The following is an 18,530-nucleotide window of genomic DNA, read 5'->3' on the forward strand; positions in this document are numbered from 1 at the left end:
GCACCGGACCGACCGGTGTCAGTACGCGAACAGCGTCCAGAGCCACTCGCCGGCCGACCGTGCTCCGACCGCAGGGGGGCGCTCCACGTCGATACCGGTCTCGAACTCGTGGACGACGTGGGCATCGAACGACAGTGTCTCGTCGTCGGTCTCGTCGACGATCTCGCCGGCGAAGCGATACTCGGCCCGTTCGACGACCCGGCGCTCGCGGTCGATCCGCACCGTGATCCTGCTCTCGGTGACGTTGGTCACCGGCGGGCTGTCCCGCGCGTAGGCGGCGTCCAACACCGCAGTCGGATCGGTCAGTTCGAGGACGAGCGTCTCGTCGGTCCGCGCTGTGACCTGCCAGCCGGTCGCGTCCGGCGAGGGTGGCGAGAACCCGCCGTCAGACAGCAGGCTGTACTCGGCACTCCAGCGGGCGTAGCCGGGCGAGGCGCGGACCGTTCTGTCGTCCGGCCCGACCGTGCGACCACCGAGCGAGAAGAGATCGAACCCTCGGAGCGGCGGTGATTCGGTCCCGCTGTCGGCGTACATCGGTGTCCCGGTGGCACGCCGTCGTGGCTCGGCACGGTACTGACGGTCGGTGCGGTCGATCCACCGGACGAAGACGAACGGCTCGTCGCTGTCCGGGTCGACCGCGACCCGGTATCGGTGGTCGGCGCGCTCGGTGTTCACGAGCGCGGTGTGGTACGCGCCCTGCGGGTCGTCCGGAAGCGGCGCGGCGGCGGTGTCGGTCGGCCGCGTGTCGGTGACCCGCACCGCTCCCGCGCCGGCGACCGCCGCGACGACGAGCAGGAGAACTACGCCGACGACTCGCAGTCGGCCGGCGGGAACCGGCGACGACGCCGGCACGTCTCGACCGGTCCGGTGGGCGACCGCGAGTCCGACGAACAGGGCGGTGACCGCCAGCACACCGGCGACGGCGACTCCGAGAAACACCGGGAGCGCGTTCCGGGACTCGACGAGACTCCCCAGCCACCCACCGGCGACGACCGCGCCGACGAGTCCGACGACACCCAGCAGGTGCACACCCGCGAGACGACCGACGCCTCGCGGGTCGGTGAGTAGTGTCCGGAGGGCGGTTCGACAGGACTCGACACCGGACCGACCACCGAGGCGAGCGAGGACCGCGCGGGCCGGGACCACCCACGCGAGCACGGTGCCGATGCCGACACCGACCAGTGGCGAGAGGGCGACGACCACCGGTGTCAACAGGTCGCCGTAGTCGAGGGCGTACAGACCGACTCGAATCGGCGTGTCAACGAGGAGAAACAGCCCACTGCCGACGAGGAGCGCGACTGCGTGCCCGCCGACCGTGAGACCGGCGACCGACGCGAGCAACCGGGGGAGCGTGTCGGGTTCGTCTGTATTCGACCGACTGCGGGCGAGGACCGCGAGACCGGCGACCGCGACGACCGGCGGGGTGACGACGAACAGTACCGGCGAGACGAGCCACGAGAGCAGGGCGCGGAGACCGAGTTCGAGGACGGCACAGAGCCACGCGACTGCGAGTAGCCGACCGTCGCGGAGCCTCGGGACCCACGACGCTGTCGACGCGTCGGTCTGCTGACTGGAGGGCATCGTCCGGTGGTCGGCCGGAGCGGGAATAAATCCGGGCGATTCCGACAGCCGAGAGGAGGGCGAGAAAGCCACGACGACACACGACCGGGGGAGCCACACCGTCGGAATCAGCCGTGTCTCCGAGTCGGCGCGAACCGGGCCGCAGAGCACTCGCTGTTCTCACCGTGTTCGCTGTCAGCCCGCGACGGACGGAGACTTTTGCCGGTAGCCGACGACGGGCACATATGGAGTCACGACCACCGAACAGACTTCGAGAACGCTTCGAGACCGGTGAGGTCGCGCTCTCGGTACTCGACAACACGTACAGTCCGACGCTCGTGGAGTTCTACGGCGACCTCGGCGTCGATGCCGTCTGGCTGGATTTAGAACACGGCGGGCCGAGTCCGCTCGACGGACCGACGATGGAGCACCTCCTGCTTGCGGCCGAACGCACCGGGACCGAACTCCTCGTGCGCCTGCCGAACACCGACCCGACGCTCCTCCGGAAGGCACTCGATCTGGGCGTCCGGAACGTCTTCCTCCCGCGCGTCGAGTCCGCAGAGGAAGTCGAACGGGCCGTCAGGTCGGCCCGGTTCGACTACGACGGCGACCCCGGTGACCGCGGACTGGCCGCCCCGCGCGCCCGGCGCTGGGGTCTCGCCGACGACTACCTGACCACTGCCGACCGCGAGGTGCTGGTCGGCACGACCGTCGAGACGCCGGCCGCAGTCGAGAACATCGACGACATCCTCGCGGTGCCCGACCTCGGCTTCGTGTTCGCCGGTCCCTTCGACCTCTCGGTCGGTGTCGGTCGCCCCGACGAGATCGACCACCCCGACGTGACCGACGGTATCGAGACGATCCGGCGGGCGGCGGTCGAGGCCGGCGTCCCACTCGGCGGTCTCGGCTTCGGGATGGACGACGTGAACGAGAAGGCCGAGGCGGGCTACCGACTGCTGAACCTCGGAAGCACGACCGGCGCGCTCCGAGGTGTCGTCGAGGGTTGGCTCGGCGACTTCGAGGGTGAGCGGTCGGCCTAACGGGTAGAGTCGGTCGACGGAGCGGGCAGAGTCGGTCGGCGTCGGACTGCTGTGCGTCCCGGTCGCCTACTGGACGCCCGTCGTCGTCGCCGGCGTGCTGTTCGTGCCGATTCCCGCGCTCCTCGGCCGCCTCTCGCGGGATCGACTCTCCGGGACCGGGACGTGAGTTCGGCTCCGGACCGGCGCGTCCGCCGGTGTGAAGACGACGGGTCCGGACCAGATTGTCTTGTGAAGAACGAGAACTACTACCTGCTCAGTGCGCTCGCCGAACCGGTTGGTGTGTCTCGACGAGCGACCGGAAGTTGTCGAAGACGCGCTTCGCGGACTCGCTTTCGGCGACCGACTCGTCGGTGATGCTCGCCAGTGCCGACTCGATCCGATCCTCGGAGAGGTCCTTCCCGCGGATCACCCACTCGGCGGTCTCACGGTCGTACTCCGGGTGGAACTGTACGCCATAGGTCACGCCGACCCGGAACGCCTGCACGCCGTAGTCGTTCCGCGCGAGGGTGTGTGCGCCCGGCGGGAGTTCGGCCACGCGGTCGGAGTGCGTCTCGAAACTGGTGAAGGCCCGTGGCAGGCCGGCGAACAGTGGGTCGTCGCCGACGCGACTGATCTGTCGGTAGCCGAGTTCGTACTCGCCCATGTCGACGACTCGCCCGCCGAGTGCCTGCGCGAGGAACTGGTGCCCCCAGCAGACGCCGAGAATCGGAACGTCGGCGGCGTGCACCCGTCGAACCCACTCGGTCGCCTCGTGGATCCAGTCGTGATCGTCGTACACCGAGGTCTGTGAGCCACTGATCACCACGCCGTCGTAACGCCAGGCCGAACTGGAGACGGAGGGTGGGAACTCGCCCTCGCCGAGTTTGAACACGGCGACGTCCACCTCGGCGGCGAGTTCGCGTCTGAAGTTGCGTTCTGCGGGCGTCTCGCCGACCGACGCGTCGAGGAGTGCGAGTGTCGTCATCGTGTGTCTCTACAGGCTCGGCCACCTTAGAGTTTTGTGTGATTTTCACAATACAGTCTCGTCGGGGTGGCTGCTCACGGGCGACGCGGCCCGCACCAGTGAGTGCCGGCCGGCCTCGTCGATCACGCCGGTTCACGACGGGGGTTCGAACGTCGCGGGAGCACGTCACTCGGGTCAAAATTCACTGTCGTTCACGACGAATTCTGCACGCTAAGCGTCGGTACCGTCCGTACACTGCACACACGACCGCGACGGGTTCAAGTCCGTCCAGTCCTTACTCTCTGTATGGACGAAATCGACCGACGAGACGGCGGTACGTCGCGCGGTGCGGACTACGAGACGGTCGACCTCGGCGTGCTGGTGATCGGTGCCGGGGCGGCCGGCGCGCGGACGGCCATCGAACTCGTCGACCGGGGCGTCGACGCCGCCGAGATGCTCGTCGTCGGCAAGCGGAGCCACGGCGACGCCCACACGACCTGGGCTCGCGGCGGTGTCAACGGCGCACTCGGCACACACGACCCCGAGGACGACTGGACGATCCACGCGGCGGACACCCTGAAGGAGGGCCACTTCCTCAACGATCCGGCGAAGGTCGAGGCGGTGACGCGCCGGATGCCCGACCTGCTCCAGGAACTCGACGACTGGGGGATGGCCTACTCCCGGACACCCGACGGCGAGATCGACCAGCGCTACTTCGGCGCGCAGTCGTTCCGCCGGACCGCCTTCGCGGGTGACCACACCGGCGAGTCGATGCTGGACACCCTCGTCGCCCAGGCGCAGGCCCGCTCCATCCCGTACCGCGAGAACGTCTTCGTCACCCGTCTCGTCACCGACACCGGTGAGGACGGCGACCGCGTCCTCGGGGCCGTCGGCGTCGACCTCGACACCGGCGAGTTCGTCGTCTTCGACGCCGACGTGGTCGTCCTCGCGGCCGGCGGCTACACCAGCCTCTACGAGCGCCACTCCTCGCGGGACGACGAGAACACCGGCGACGGGCCCGCGCTGGCGTACCAGGCCGGTGCCCGAATCCTCGACACCGAGTTCGTCCAGTTCCACCCGACCGGGATGGTCGGCGCACGCTACGGCGAGGAGTGGGACGGCCGCCTCGTCACCGAGGCGGTGCGCGGCGAGGGCGGCCGCCTCTACAACAGCGACGGCGAGCGCTTCATGGAGCGCTACTCGCCAGACCAGATGGAACTCGACGCCCGTGACGTGGTGGCCCGCGCCATCGCCCGGGAGATTGCCGAGGGGCGCGGCACCGAACACGGCGGCGTCTACCTCGACATCTCCCACCGCGAGCGCGAGTTCATTCGAGAGCGGCTCCCCCGGATGTACGAGCGGTTCGCGGACCTCGGGGTCGACATGGCCGAGGAACCGGTCGAGGTCGCCCCGACGGCCCACTACGGGATGGGCGGCGTCCGCGTGGACGACGACGGCCAGACCGACGTGGACGGCCTCTACGCCATCGGCGAGACGATGGGCGGCGTCCACGGCGCGAACCGGCTCGGCGGCAACTCGCTGGCCGAGACGCTCGCGTTCGGCCAACTCACCGGCGAGGCCATCGCCGAGCGACTCGCCGGAGCGGCGGACCGAGACCGTCCCGCCGACGCCCGTGACGCACGGGTCCTCCGGGACCGCGCCGAGCGACACCTGACCGACCTCGGACGACTCGCCGACGGTGACGGGACGTACGACCCGGAGACGCTGTTCGACGACCTGCGCGCACTGCTGTGGGAGCACGCCGGTATCCTCCGCGACGAGCAGTCACTCACCGCCGGCCTCGATCGACTCGCGGTCCTGCGGGAGCGGGCCAGCGACCTCGCGGTCGGCGGGCCGACGAGTCGGTCGTTCGAGTTCGCGCTGAACCTCGGGTTCGCGCTGGACGTGGCCGAAACCATCCTCCGTGGCGCGCTCCGACGCACCGAGTCGCGCGGCGCACACGCCCGAACCGACTACCCGGAGCAGGACTCCGACCTCCGGCGGAACATCGTCGTACGACGGGACAGCGTCGGGGGGATGCAACTCGACACGCTCCGGATCGGGGAGCCGAGCGAGGCGGTCCAGGACGCGCTGGACGCCGGCTACGAACTCGACTACCATCAACTGGAGTGAGGTCGGACGAGACGGACCCGCCGGTCGGTCTCACCGGACACACCTCCGGGATAGAGGTTTGCCGCTCCGGCGAGAGAGGCCGGTATGACCGAACCGTTCGTCGTCGTCGGCGGTGACGCCGGGGGGCTGAGTGCCGCGAGCAAGTTCGTCCGCGAGTCCGCCGGCGACTCCGACGACCACGTGCCAGCCACCGAGCGCGAGGTGATCGTCTTCGAACGCGGCCAGTGGGTCTCCTACGCCCACTGCGGGACGCCGTACTTCGTGAAAGGCGAGATCGACCACCTGAGCGACCTGCTCTCGCTCTCGCCCGACGACGTCGAGTCGCGCGGGATCGACCTCCGGCGCGGTCACGAGGTCGTGGGGATCGACACCGACGCCGAGACTGTCACCGTCGCCGGACCGTCCGGTGATCGTCACACCCAGTCCTACGGCGATCTCCTGCTCGCGACCGGCGCGCGGGCGATCACCGACCCGATCCCCGGCACCGACGCGGACGCCGCCTTCACGATCCACGGACTCGACTCGGCGGCCGGACTCCGTGCCCTGCTGACCCCGGTAGACGACTTCTCGGTCGCGGATCTCGGCGGCGGTGACGCTCTCGACAGCGAGGAGGCGGCGCGATACGGCGCGATGGACCCGCCCGAGACGGTCGCGGTCGTCGGCGGCGGCTACGTCGGTATCGAGATGTGCGAGGCACTGGCGGCGTGGGACGTGGACGTGCATCTGTTCCAGCGAGCCGACCACGTGCTGCCAGCCTTCGGCGAGGCGGTCGCCGAGGTCGTCGAGGAACACCTCCGCGAGCAGGGGATCACGCTCCACCTCGGCGAGGCGGTCGACCACCTCGAACAAGACGAGACCGGGCGCGTCTCGAGACTGGTCTGCACCGGCGGGACCGAACTCGCAGTCGGGGCCGCGGTGGTCGGCGTCGGTGTCCGACCGAACGTCGAACTCGCCGAGGGGACCGACATCGAACTGGGCGAGTCGGGAGCCATCGCCACAGACGAGTTCGGCCGCACGTCGGTCGCGGGGGTCTACGCGGTCGGCGACTGTGCTGAGATGCACCACGTGGTCACCGGCGATCCGGCGTGGGTGCCGCTCGGGTTGACCGCGAACCGCGCGGGACGCGCAGTCGGGCAGACGGTCGCCGGCGACCGGACCGAAGTCGGCGGCATCGCGGGCACGGCGGTCCTGAAGGCCTTCGAGCAGGAGTGCGGTCGGTCGGGGATCACCGACCTGGCGGAGGCCCGTGAGGCCGGCTTCGATCCGGTGGCGAAGACGATCACGGCCGGGTCGCGGTCGGGCTACTACCCCGGGAGCGAGGAGACCACGGTCCGCCTCGTCGCTGACCGTGAGACCGGGCGACTGCTCGGCGGGAGCATCGTCGGACGCGACCGCGCCGCCATCCGGATCGACACGGTCGCCACCGCGCTGGAAGCCGGCATGACGGTCGGCGAGGTCGAGCGACTCGACCTGGCCTACGCCCCGCCGTTCAGCCCGGTCTGGGACCCGGTGTTGGTCTGTGCGAAGGTCTTGGCTGGCGCTCTCTCGGAGTGAGTTCCGGATCGACCACTTACTTACCGCGTCGTTCCACAGCCAGAGATACATGGTCGCACTCGGGCAAGTCGTCAACTCGATCCACCTCGTCGTCGCCGGTCTCTGGGCCGGCGCAGTCCTGTACGCCACCGTCGGCCTCCTCCCACTCGCGCGGGCCGGCGAGATCAACGCCGGTCCCGCCGCGACGCTCCTCGACCGACTCACGTGGCTCTCGCGGGGCAGTTCCCTCGTGCTCCTGCTGACCGGTGCGCACCTCGCGCTGACGCGATACCCCGGCGACGCCTTGCTGGGGACCGGCGACGGGCATCTCGTCGTGACGATGGTCGTCCTCTGGATCGCGCTCTCGGGACTCGTGGAGGTCGGGGGGAGCAAGTTCGGCGACGCACTCGACCAGCAGAAGGTCCGCACCGGTGCCGACGACGCCCGACCCTTCTTCGGACTCGCCTCGGTCGTCGCGGTCGTGCTCCTCCTCCTCGGCGGTTGGCTGGTCTGAGACGACGCGGGCCTGCCGTGAGTGCCGGCGCGTGGTCCCGACCGACGAAGCGTTTACCTCCGACCCGCGTGACCCCGGAGACATGACGCTCCCCGACGACCTCGCGCGGTTCGTCCGAGCGACCGGACCCGATCACGACCCGATCCAGCAGGAGATGGCCGACTACGCCGACGAGCACGGCTTCCCGACCATCGGCCCCGGTCCGGGCGCAGTGCTCCGACTCCTCGCGCGTCTCACGGCAGCCGAGTCGGTCTTCGAGTTCGGCTCCGGCTACGGCTACTCCGCCTCGTGGTTCGCTCGCGGGATGGACGCCGGAGAGATCGTCCTCACCGAGTTCGACGCAGACGAACTCGACATGGGCCGGGACTTCCTCGCGCGCGGCGACTACGCGCCCGACTTCGCGTTCGTCCACGGCGACGCGGTCGCCGCTGTCGACGACTACGACGGCCCCTTCGATCTCGTGTTGATCGACCACCAGAAGGAGCGCTACGCCGAGGCCTTCGGGAAGGTCCGCGAGAAGGTTCGGCCGGGCGGTGTCGTCGTCGCCGACAACGTCGTCGCCGGACCGATCGACTTCCCGGCGCTCGTGGACTACGTCGCGGAGGGGACCGGCCTCCCGGAAGACGACGACGAGACGGCCGGCATCGCCCATTATCTCGACACCGTGCGGGGAGACGACGCCTTCGAGACGACCGTGCTCCCGGTCGGTGAGGGGATCGCGGTCAGCAACCGCATCGAGTGAGTCGGGTGCGGGCAGACAGCAGGCGACTACCGCCGACTGCCGGGCTGTGGGTCGACGTGGCCTGCCGGCAGCAACTCGGCGAACTCCCGGGCGTCGAGCCACTCCAGTAGCTTCACCAACTGCTCGGTCGCGGCCTCGAACAGTTCTTCTCCCTTCTCGGCGGTCGCGTCGGTCTGGTCGCCGAAGACGCCGTTGTCGGAGTTCTCGCGGGCGTCGTAGAACGTCCGGGCACCGTGGACGAAGTTGTCGTCGCGGATGGCGCTCATGTCCTTCACGCCGCCGTCACGGGCGTCCGCGAGTCGGTCCTCGCGGACGAGTTCGGGCGCGATGTGCTGGATCATCGCGGTCTCCTTCGGCCCACCGTGGGGCCCGTTGAACTCCGAGAGGTCGTCGATCAGGTCGGGGATGGACTCGTCCCACATCCACTCGACGGCGTAGGCCGTCTCGTCTTCGTGGAGTCTGCGGCCGACTTCCCGGAGGTGCTGGACGTTGCCGCCGTGAGCGTTCACGTAGACGAGGCGGTCGATGCCGTGGTAGGTGAGGTTCCGGGTGAAGCTCTCGACGTAGTCGCGGAACTCCGGCGGGTCGACCCACATCGTCCCGTGGAACTGCCGGTGGTGCGGGCTGACGCCGACGTTGATCGTCGGCGTGCAGAGGAAGCCGGTGCGCTCTGCGGCCTCGCGGGCCAGCGCCTCCGCGATCAGGTGGTCGGTGGCGAGTGGGAGATGCGGACCGTGCTGTTCGGTCGAGCCGAGCGGGACGACGGCGACTGACTCCTCGGCGACGTAGTCTCCGAGTTCCGGCCACGTGTGGTCGGCGATGTACATGGACAGCAGTGCGAACGCGGGTGGTATGAAGGTAGGTGAATCGTCTCGACGTGCCGCCGAACCGTCCGAACCCGCCCGTCTCGGTCTCCCGTCACCCCGGCCCGGAGCCTGCCGGCCTGCGCAGGACCCGTTCGGTCCGACTCTTTTTAAGCGGTCACGCCCAACTCCGACGCGATGCAGTTAGACGATCATGCCGAGGAACTCGCCTCCGACCTCGGCGTAGACAAAGAGGAGGTCACACAGGACCTAGAGAATCTCGTCAAGTACAGCGTCCCCATCGAGGAGGCCAAACAGAGCCTCCGGCGGAAGTACGGCGGCGGCGACGGCGGGTCGGCGACACCCTCGTCGAAGAACGTCGCCGACGTGACGCCCGACTCCGGCAACGTCACCGTCACCGTGCGCGTCCTGACGAAGGGCACCCGCTCCATCCGGTATCAGGGCGACGACCAGACCATCCGCGAGGGCGAACTCGCCGACGAGACCGGCAAGATCTCGTACACCGCGTGGACCGAGTTCGGCTTCGAACCCGGCGACACCGTCACCATCGGCAACGCCGGCGTCCGCGAGTGGGACGGCAAACCCGAACTGAACCTCGGCGAGTCGACCACGGTCGCACTCGAATCCGAGACGCTCGACGTGCCCTACGACATCGGCGGCGACGCCGACCTCATCGACATCGAGTCCGGCCAGCGCGGGATGAACGTCGAGGTCGAGGTCGTCGAACTCGAAGAGCGCACGATCAACGGCCGGGACGGCGAGACGACCATCCTCTCCGGCGTCGTCGCCGACGAGACGACCCGCCTGCTCGTCACCGACTGGAATCCCCGTCCGGAACTCGCCGAGGGCGCGACCCTCCGACTGGAGGACGTCTACATCCGGGAGTTCCGTGGCTCGCCGTCGATCAACCTCACCGAGTTCACGACCACAAAACCGCTCGACCGCGAGGTGGAGGTGCGGGAGGACGCCCCTCAACTGCCCATCGCGGAGGCGGTCGGCTCCGGCGGACTGTTCGACGTGGCCGTCGTCGGCAACGTCGTCGCCGTCAGAGACGGCTCCGGGCTGATCCAGCGTTGTCCCGAGTGTAACCGCGTCATCCAGAAGGGTCAGTGCCGGAGTCACGGCCAGGTCGACGGCGTCGACGACCTGCGCGTGAAGGCCATCCTCGACGACGGGAGCGACGCGGTGACGGTCGTGCTCGACCGCGACATCACCGAGGAGATCTACGGCGGGACGATGGACGACGCGATGGAGGCGGCCCGCGAGGCGATGGACCAGGAGGTCGTCGCCGACCGCATCCGGGAGCGCATCGTCGGGCGGGAGTACCGCGCCCGGGGGACACTCTCGGTCGACGAGTACGGCGCGAACCTCGACGCGACCGAGTTCGACGAGACCGACGACGACCCGGCGAGTCGTGCCAGCGACCTCCTCCGGGAGGTGCGCGCATGAGCGCCACCGACGACGACGGAGACGGCGACGGCGGGCCGGGCCGACGCGAGGTCGCCCACCGCATCTTCGCGGCGGAGTTCGACGACGCCTCGCTCTCCTACTCCGAGAGCGACGAGGAACGCGCGCCGAACTACGTCGTCACGCCGACCGGCGCGCGGGTCAACCGCCTGTTCGCGGTCGGCGTCCTGACGGCGGTCGAGGCGGTCAACGAGGAGACGCTCCGGGCACGCATCGCGGACCCGACCGGCGCGTTCGTCAGCTACGCCGGGCAGTACCAACCGGACGAGATGGCGTTTCTCGACCGCACCACGCCGCCGGCGTTCCTCGCGCTGACCGGCAAGGCCAGAACCTTCGAACCGGAGGACTCCGACCGCGTGTTCACCTCGGTCCGCCCGGAGAGCATCAACGAGGTCGACGCCGACACCCGCGACCGGTGGGTGGTGGAGACGGCCCGCGCGACTCTCGACCGCGTCCGCGTCTTCCGCGACGCACTCGACACGGGCCTGACCGGCGACGACCTCCGGACACACCTCGAGTCGCAGGGCGTCCCGGCGGCTCTCGCCGAGGGCATCCCACTCGCTATCGACCACTACGGGACGACGACCGCGTACCTCGAAGCGGTTCGGACGCTCGCCGTCGAGACGCTGGAGGTCGTCGCCGACGAGCGCGACGAGGCGACCGCACTCGACCTCGCGCCCGACGAAGGCGGCGACGTCGACGTCGGGCCACTTCCGGCGGGCGACACCGACCTCTCGGTCGACGTCGAGGTGTCGGCCGAGACGACCGACTCCGACGAGTCGCTGGCCGAGACTGACGCTTCGTCGCCGACCGAATCGGACGTGACGACGACGGCCGACTCCGGCGCAGAGACAGAGACTGCGGCCGACGACGTCGTCTCGGCGTCGGACACCGGGTCCACGTCGACGAGCGACGAGTCGACCGGCGGTGCGTCCACGGAGCCAGCGGACACAACAGAGCCGGACGACTCCGCGGAGACGGCGGCGACCACCGCCAACAGCGCGGAGTCGCAGACCACCGCCGACGCCGAAGCATCGACGACCACCGAAACCGGAGCCTCGGACGACCTCGGGGACTTCGACGCCGAGGAGGAGACGCCCGCAGAGACCGGCGCGGACGACCTCGGCGACTTCGACACCGGCGGGACGAGTAGCGACGAGGCGTCGGAGAGCACCGACGACTCCGACGTCGAGTCCCCGGAGGACCTGGACGACGTGTTGGACGACGAGACGCGGGAAGCGGTCAAGTCCGAACACGGCGTCGGTTTCTCGACCGGCAACGAGGTCGACGACCCCGGCGAGGCCGGTATCGACGTCCCGGACGCCGACGAGTTAGAGGAGATGGCCGCCGAAGCCGACGGGAGTGCCGACCCGAGTGAGTCGGAATCGGCCGACAAGACGTCGCCGGCGGCCGACGAGACGGCCGAGGAGTCCGCGACGAGCGAAACGGCGAGCGACGATGAAGCGGCGAGCGACGAGGCGGCGACCGCCGATCCGGAAGACGTCGACCTCGAGTCGGCCGTGCTCGACGCGATGAAGACCGAAGACGGCGGCAACGGTGCGCCGCGCGAGGACGTGGTCTCGGCGGTCGTCGCGGAGTACGGCGTCCCCGAAGACGCGGTCGAAGACGCGATCCAGGAGGCGCTGATGTCCGGGCTCTGCTACGAGGCCGGCGACGGCCTGAAGCCGATCTGATGGCCCACGTCGAACCGATCCCCGGCGAACCAGCCGCGACCGCCGACCTCGGCAGGGACCGGGCACTGCTCGTCGCCGACTACCACGCCGGCATCGAGGCCGCACTCCGCTACGAACGCGGCGTCGAACTCGCCGATCACGGTGACCGACGCCGCGAGCGACTGTGCCGACTGCTCGACGCGACAGACGCGGACAGACTGGTCGTGCTCGGCGATCTGGCCCACGGCATCGGCGAACCCGAAGGTGCCGAACGCGAGGAACTCGACGCGCTGTTCGACACACTCGACGCGATGGAGGTGTCGATCACGCTCGCACCCGGAAACCACGACGGCGGTGTCACGGAGACCTACGCCGAGCGACTGGACGTGCTGCCCGGCGAGGGCGCTCGGTTCGGACCCGTCGGACTCCTGCACGGCCACACGTGGCCCGCCCACGACCTGCTGTCGGCCGACGTGCTCTGCATCGGCCACGAGCACCCGACCGTCAGACTGGAAGACAGCGTCGGCGGCAGTCGTGCCGAGAAGGCGTGGCTCCGGGGGCCGCTGCGGCCCGACCCGTTCGCCGAGCAGGTGGGTCGTGCAGTCGCAGAACTCGGCTGGGACGCATCGGCCCCCGAGTTGATCGTCTTCCCCACGTTCACCGAGCGGTCGGGCGGGACGTGGATCAACGTCGAGGGACAGGGATTCTTGAGTCCGTTCCTCCCCGAGGGGTTGGCGTCGGGCGATGCGTACCTCTTGGACGGGACGCGACTCGGTGCGTACCGGTCGGTCTGACCGGCGGCGCTCAGCCGAGATACCGGACTGTCAGTCCGAGCAGGTAGAGTCCGGTGCCGGCCGCCGCGACAATCGCGAGCCAGTGGCGACCCGTCACCTCGAACGGGTCGTCGCCCCGGTAGAGTGCGACCGCCGCCGGGACCGTGATGAGCAGGCCGGCACCGAAGACGATCACCTCGATCAGCGCGACCCCGTCGGTCGTCAACCGGACGAGTGCGTCCCCGACCGCAGCCAGTCCGAAGACGAACAGACTCCCGTTGAACAGGAGGGCGTAGTTCACGGTCGACGTGACGACGGCCGGGGTGTTGAGTGTTCGGCGTCCGGACGCACGCTCCCGTGTTCGACGCCGGTCGCGACCGCCGAGAACGGTGTGCTTAATCCCGTCGCGCCCCACGCTTCGACCGATGCAACGGGGCGACGGCGCGGACGCCTTCACACACCTCGGCCCGGCGGTCAGACGCGCACTCTCCGAGCGCGGCTTCGACACCCCGACCGAGCCACAGCGTCGGGCCATCCCGCCACTCGCAGAAGGGGAGAACGCACTCGTCATCGCACCGACCGGGACCGGCAAGACCGAGACCGCGATGCTCCCGGTGTTCGACGCCATCGCCGAGGCCGACCCGCGATTCGGGATCTCCGCGCTGTACGTCACACCCCTCCGCGCGCTGAACCGCGACATGCGCGAGCGTCTCGACTGGTGGGGCGAGTACCTCGATCTGGACGTGGACGTCCGGCACGGGGACACCACCGACTACCAGCGACAGAAACAGGCGAACGACCCGCCGGACGTGCTGGTGACGACCCCCGAGACCCTGCAGGCGATGCTCACCGGGTCGAAGTTGCGGAAAGCGCTGTCGGACGTCCACCACGTCGTCGTCGACGAGGTGCACGAACTGGCCGCCTCGAAGCGCGGCGCGCAGTTGACGGTCGGGATGGAGCGACTGCGCGAACTGGCGGGCGGGTTCCAGCGGATCGGACTGTCGGCGACAGTCGGTTCTCCCGACGAAGTCGGCAAGTTCCTCACCGGCGACCGGCCCTTCGAGATCGTCGAGGTCGACGTGCAGAGCAAGGTCGACTTCGAGGTCGTCGAACCCGAGATCACCGACGCGGACACCCGCTTGGCGGGGAAACTGGCGACCGACGAGTCGATCGCCAGCCACGTCCGGGCGATCCGTGAGATCGTGGCGTCCCACGAGTCGACACTGGTGTTCGTCAACACCCGACAGACGGCGGAGGCGCTCGGCTCCCGGTTCAAGGAACTGGGCGACCCCATCGAGGTCCACCACGGGTCGCTGTCGAAGGAAGCCAGAATCGAGGTCGAAGATCAGTTCAAGGCCGGCGAGATCGACGCGCTCATCTGCACCTCTTCGATGGAACTCGGCATCGACGTGGGGCGCGTGGATCACGTCGTCCAGTACGGCAGTCCACGCGAGGTCGCGCGCTTGCTCCAGCGTGTCGGTCGCGCGGGCCACCGATCCGAACTCGTCTCCGAGGGGACCGTGATCGTCGGGCACCCGGACGACGCGATGGAGGCGCTGGCGATCGCCCGGCGCGCAGAGCAGGGCGAGGTCGAGGACGCGAACATCCACCACGGGAGTCTCGACGTGGTGGCGAACCAGATCGTCGGGATCGTGATGGACCACGGCGACGTGAGTGCGAGACGGGCTTACGAGACGATCACGGCGGCGTACCCCTTCCGCGACCTCGGTGAAGCGCAGTTCCGCGAGATCGTCCGAGAGATCGCCGGTAACCGACTCCTGTGGTTAGAGGAGGAGAAGGACGTGCTGGAGAAGTCCAGCGGGACGTGGCAGTACTTCTACGCGAACCTCTCGATGATCCCCGACGAGGAGACCTACGAGGTGTACGACATCTCCTCCCGACGGGGGATCGGCACGTTGGACGAGCGGTTCGTCGTCAACTTCGCCGACCCCGGCGAGACGTTCATCCAGCGCGGCGAGATGTGGCGCATCACCGACATCGACGAGGAGGAGTCGCAGGTGAACGTCTCGCCGATCGAGGACCCCGCCGGCGAGGTGCCCTCGTGGGTCGGCCAGGAGATTCCAGTTCCCGCCGAGGTCGCGGGGGAAGTCGGTGAGATGCGTGCCGTCGCGGAACCGCAGTTCGCCGGCGGTGCCGACCCGACCGCAGTCGCCCGCGAGTTCACCGCCCGCTATCCGACCGACCAGTACACCGCGAGTCGGGCGCTCGACCCCATCGGTAAACAGGTCGAGGCCGATCAGCCGATGCCGACCGACGACCGTCTCGTCGTCGAGGGACAGGGACGCTCTGTCGTGCTCAACTCCTGTCGCGGCCACAAGATCAACGAGACGCTCGGCAGACTCGTCTCGGCGCTGCTCGGCCAGCGCACCGGGTCGTCGGTCGGGATGGAGGTCGATCCCTACCGCGTGGAGTTCGAGTTGCCCTCGGGACTCGGCACTTCGGACGTGGTCGAGGTGCTGGAGTCGACCGACCCCGCGCACGTCGAAGCCCTGTTGGAACTCGCAGTCAAGAACTCCGACTCGCTGAAGTTCACGCTCAGCCACGTCGCGGCCAGTTTCGGCGCGCTGAAGCGGTATCAGGGGTCGAGTCGGTTCGGCGCAGATCGCCTGGTCGCCGCGCTGGAGGAGACGCCGGTCTACGACGAGGCGGTCCGGGAGGTGTTCCACACCGATCTGGCGGTCCCGGAGACGGCCGATCTGCTGGCGGACGTGCAGTCGGGTCGCGTGGCGGTCGTCACCGCACAGGGCCACACCGCCATCGGGACCAGTGGCCAGTCCAGCGGTCGGGAGTTCCTCGTGCCGGAGAACGCCGACGCGAGCGTCATCGAGACGATCCGCGAGCGCATCCGGAACGACCGCGTGATCCTGCTGTGCTGTCACTGCACCGAGTGGGACCACCAGACGAAGGTGCGGCGCGTCCGCGAGGAACCGGAATGTCCCGAGTGCGGGTCGACCCGGGTCGCCGCGCTCAATCCGTGGGACGAGGAGACCGTCTCGGCGGTCCGCAGTCGGGAGAAAGACGAGGAGCAGGAGCGACTGACGAAGCGCGCCTACCGCTCGGCGAACCTCGTCCAGAGCCACGGCAAGCAGGCCGTGATCGCGCTGGCGGCCAGAGGGGTCGGGCCGCACAACGCCGCCCGGATCATCGCCAAACTCCGCGAGAACGAGGACGACTTCTACCGCGACATCCTCGAACAGGAGCGCCAGTACGCCCGAACGCAGTCGTTCTGGGACTGACGCGACCTTCGACCGTCTCACGCTGCTCGACACTCACGCTCGCCGATACGTTCATGGCCGATGCCGTCGCCAGTGGAGGTATGCGACGTCTGCTCGTCTCGTTCGGCAGTGCCGTCCTCCTGTTGGCGGGCTTCGTCGCCCTGCTGAACCCGGCGCGACTGGCGGCCCAACTCGCGGACGCCTCGCTCTCGACGTTTCTCCTCGGCCCGGTCGCGATTCTCGGCGCGATGGTCTGCTGGAGCGAGGCGAGCCGACTCCTCTTCGCCTCGTCGGACTCCCGCATCTCCTCGTGGCGGGCCTTCCGCGCCTACGGCGCAGGTGCGTTCGGCAAACTCGTCCTCCCGATGGGCAACGCCGGCGGGCCGGCGGTGATGGCCTACGCCTTCGAGCGCGAGGTGGACGTCGGGTACAGTCGGTCGCTGGCGGTCATCGCGGTCGCCGAGTTTCTCTCGCTGCTCGCCTCGATACTCCTCGCACTGGTGGGCGTGACCGTCCTGTTCGCGGTCGGGGTGACGACGCCGGTCGTCCGCCTGCTGGGTGTCGCGGCACTGGTCGTCGCCGTCGCACTCGCGGCGCTCGGTGTCGTCGTCTGGTATCGCCGGACTGCGGTCTCGGGCGCGCTGGTGACGGTGACCCGGGTCGTGGAGCCGGCGGTTCGCCGGGTCTCTCCGGGTCTCGCCGCGAAACTCGCCCCCGACCGCGTGACCGCCGGCCTCGAACGCTACTACGAGACCTTCGAGACGGTCGTCGCCGACCGCCGGACGGTCGTCGTGGCGTTCCTCGTCACGCAACTCGGCTGGCTGCTCTTCGCGCTCCCGCTGTTCACCAGCGCACTGGCGCTGGGGACGCCGGTGCCGGTCGCGCTGGCGCTCTTTCTCGTGCCGGCGGTCGGCGTGGCGACCGTGGTCCCCCTGCCGGGCGGACTCGGTGGGATCGAGTTCGCCCTGGTCGGCCTGTTGACGACGCTCGCGACGTTCGACCTGACCGGCGCTGGCGCGGTGGTCGTCCTCTACCGACTCTGCTCGTTCTGGTTCTTCGTCCTCGTCGGCGCAGTCGCGGCGTGGACCGCGACCGTCGGGATTCGGGAACTCCCGGCGTCACTGGACGAACCGGCGGTCGCACTGGAGACACCCGCCGGAGTCGACGCGGACGACGACTGACGGTCGCGGAGTGACCCCGGAGACCGACGACTGTCGGGGGAATCGACGCGCACGACAGACGACGGTGACGACGTCGACGACCGAGTCTCGTTGCTCGGTAGCGAGTGTCACGAAGCGTGAAGTGCCGGTCGGACGACGACCTGATGATGCCAGTGTCCAGCGACGGCCCGGACCCACTCGGACGCGCGATGCTCGACTACGCCCGCGAGGAGTACGACGAGAACTGCGTCTACCGCGACGGCGACGCGGTGCAGGACGCCGCGATCCGCGAGTTCTACTTCCTCCCGGAGTCCGAATGGTCAGAACGGGAGCGTCGGGACGTCGACTCCCTGTCGGGACCGGTGCTGGACCTCGGGTGTGGTGCTGGTCGGCACACCCTCGCGTTACAGGACCGAGGCGTCGAGGTGCTGGCGACCGACGTGAGTCCGCACGCGGTACAGGCCGCGAGCGAACGCGGCGTGACGCACGCAGTCCAGATGGACATGTTCGATCTGCGACTGCCGGACGACGCCTACCGGTCGGTGCTGGCGCTCGGGACCCAGGTCACGGTCGCCGGGTCGCTGGGACGACTCGCGGATTTCTTCGCCGAAGTAGATCGAGTGACGACCGACGACGCCACGGTCCTCGTGGACGGCTACGACCCGACCGACCCGACGTGTGCCGACCTGCTCGGCTACCGGGCCGATCCTCGCGAGGGACTCGCCCGGCGGAGTTTCCGGTTCCAGTACGGCGACGAGTTCGGCGACCCCATCGAGATGCTGTTGTTCTCCCCGGAGCGGCTACGGGACGCACTCGCCGGGACCGCGTGGCGGGTGGCCGACCTGCTGGACGCGGACGACTTCGCGCACTTCCGGGCGGTCCTGGAGAAGGCCTGAACCCGGGCCACTCCCGGTCGACTCCACTTTCGCCGT

General features: G+C 69.2%; 15 protein-coding genes. 11 read left to right on the forward strand and 4 right to left on the reverse strand.

Annotated features, from left to right (window positions below):
* Positions 1-18: 18 nt before the first annotated feature.
* On the reverse strand, positions 19-1,581 hold the full coding sequence (locus tag LI337_RS02465; protein WP_227228130.1) for a hypothetical protein: 1,563 nt from the start codon (positions 1,579-1,581) through the stop codon (positions 19-21).
* A 224-nt stretch (positions 1,582-1,805) separates the two neighbouring features.
* On the opposite strand from LI337_RS02465, the gene LI337_RS02470 reads away from it, so the two are divergent.
* The gene (locus LI337_RS02470) at positions 1,806-2,600 is read left to right on the forward strand and encodes an HpcH/HpaI aldolase family protein (protein WP_227228131.1); all 795 of its coding nucleotides are present in this window, start codon (positions 1,806-1,808) and stop codon (positions 2,598-2,600) included.
* 253 nt (positions 2,601-2,853) lie between these two features.
* Here the strand turns inward: LI337_RS02470 and LI337_RS02475 are convergent, their stop codons facing one another.
* On the reverse strand, positions 2,854-3,564 hold the full coding sequence (locus LI337_RS02475; protein WP_227228132.1) for a type 1 glutamine amidotransferase: 711 nt from the start codon (positions 3,562-3,564) through the stop codon (positions 2,854-2,856).
* A gap of 285 nt (positions 3,565-3,849) precedes the next feature.
* On the opposite strand from LI337_RS02475, the gene LI337_RS02480 reads away from it, so the two are divergent.
* From LI337_RS02480 to LI337_RS02495, 4 genes are all read left to right on the forward strand, one after another.
* Positions 3,850-5,676: an L-aspartate oxidase gene (locus LI337_RS02480; RefSeq protein WP_227228133.1), complete on the forward strand. Its 1,827-nt coding sequence runs from the start codon at positions 3,850-3,852 to the stop codon at positions 5,674-5,676.
* Between the two features lie 84 nt (positions 5,677-5,760).
* Positions 5,761-7,230 (forward strand): FAD-dependent oxidoreductase, encoded by a 1,470-nt coding sequence (locus tag LI337_RS02485; protein ID WP_227228134.1) that lies wholly within the window; start codon positions 5,761-5,763, stop codon positions 7,228-7,230.
* Positions 7,231-7,279: 49 nt separating this feature from the next.
* Complete coding sequence (locus LI337_RS02490) at positions 7,280-7,723, forward strand: CopD family protein (RefSeq protein ID WP_227228135.1); 444 nt, start codon at positions 7,280-7,282, stop codon at positions 7,721-7,723.
* Between the two features lie 82 nt (positions 7,724-7,805).
* The gene (locus LI337_RS02495) at positions 7,806-8,465 is read left to right on the forward strand and encodes an O-methyltransferase (RefSeq protein ID WP_227228136.1); all 660 of its coding nucleotides are present in this window, start codon (positions 7,806-7,808) and stop codon (positions 8,463-8,465) included.
* Between the two features lie 26 nt (positions 8,466-8,491).
* Here LI337_RS02495 and LI337_RS02500 read toward each other — a convergent pair whose 3' ends face one another.
* Positions 8,492-9,292, reverse strand: a complete 801-nt coding sequence (locus LI337_RS02500; RefSeq protein WP_227228137.1) for a creatininase family protein — start codon at positions 9,290-9,292, stop codon at positions 8,492-8,494.
* Positions 9,293-9,466: 174 nt separating this feature from the next.
* On the opposite strand from LI337_RS02500, the gene LI337_RS02505 reads away from it, so the two are divergent.
* From LI337_RS02505 to LI337_RS02515, 3 genes are read left to right on the forward strand one after another with little or no spacing between them, the layout of a single operon-like run.
* Positions 9,467-10,738, forward strand: a complete 1,272-nt coding sequence (locus LI337_RS02505) for a Single-stranded DNA binding protein (protein ID WP_227228138.1) — start codon at positions 9,467-9,469, stop codon at positions 10,736-10,738.
* Positions 10,735-12,450, forward strand: coding sequence for a hypothetical protein (locus tag LI337_RS02510; protein ID WP_227228139.1), 1,716 nt, complete (start codon positions 10,735-10,737; stop codon positions 12,448-12,450). Before LI337_RS02505 ends, LI337_RS02510 begins: the two co-directional genes overlap by 4 nt.
* Positions 12,450-13,223 carry a metallophosphoesterase gene (locus LI337_RS02515; RefSeq protein ID WP_227228140.1) on the forward strand — a complete coding sequence of 258 codons (774 nt, stop codon included), beginning with the start codon at positions 12,450-12,452 and terminating at the stop codon, positions 13,221-13,223. The genes LI337_RS02510 and LI337_RS02515 overlap by 1 nt, the downstream gene beginning before the upstream one ends.
* A gap of 10 nt (positions 13,224-13,233) precedes the next feature.
* Here the strand turns inward: LI337_RS02515 and LI337_RS02520 are convergent, their stop codons facing one another.
* Positions 13,234-13,503: a hypothetical protein gene (locus LI337_RS02520; protein ID WP_227228141.1), complete on the reverse strand. Its 270-nt coding sequence runs from the start codon at positions 13,501-13,503 to the stop codon at positions 13,234-13,236.
* Between the two features lie 124 nt (positions 13,504-13,627).
* On the opposite strand from LI337_RS02520, the gene LI337_RS02525 reads away from it, so the two are divergent.
* From LI337_RS02525 to LI337_RS02535, 3 genes are all read left to right on the forward strand, one after another.
* The gene (locus LI337_RS02525; protein WP_227228142.1) at positions 13,628-16,459 is read left to right on the forward strand and encodes a DEAD/DEAH box helicase; all 2,832 of its coding nucleotides are present in this window, start codon (positions 13,628-13,630) and stop codon (positions 16,457-16,459) included.
* An 80-nt stretch (positions 16,460-16,539) separates the two neighbouring features.
* Positions 16,540-17,619: a lysylphosphatidylglycerol synthase transmembrane domain-containing protein gene (locus tag LI337_RS02530; RefSeq protein ID WP_227228143.1), complete on the forward strand. Its 1,080-nt coding sequence runs from the start codon at positions 16,540-16,542 to the stop codon at positions 17,617-17,619.
* A gap of 146 nt (positions 17,620-17,765) precedes the next feature.
* Positions 17,766-18,494, forward strand: a complete 729-nt coding sequence (locus tag LI337_RS02535) for a class I SAM-dependent methyltransferase (protein WP_227228144.1) — start codon at positions 17,766-17,768, stop codon at positions 18,492-18,494.
* Positions 18,495-18,530: the final 36 nt, after the last annotated feature.

This window comes from Salinirubrum litoreum, assembly GCF_020567425.1.
In the GTDB taxonomy this organism is placed as follows: Archaea; Halobacteriota; Halobacteria; order Halobacteriales; family Haloferacaceae; genus Salinirubrum; species Salinirubrum litoreum.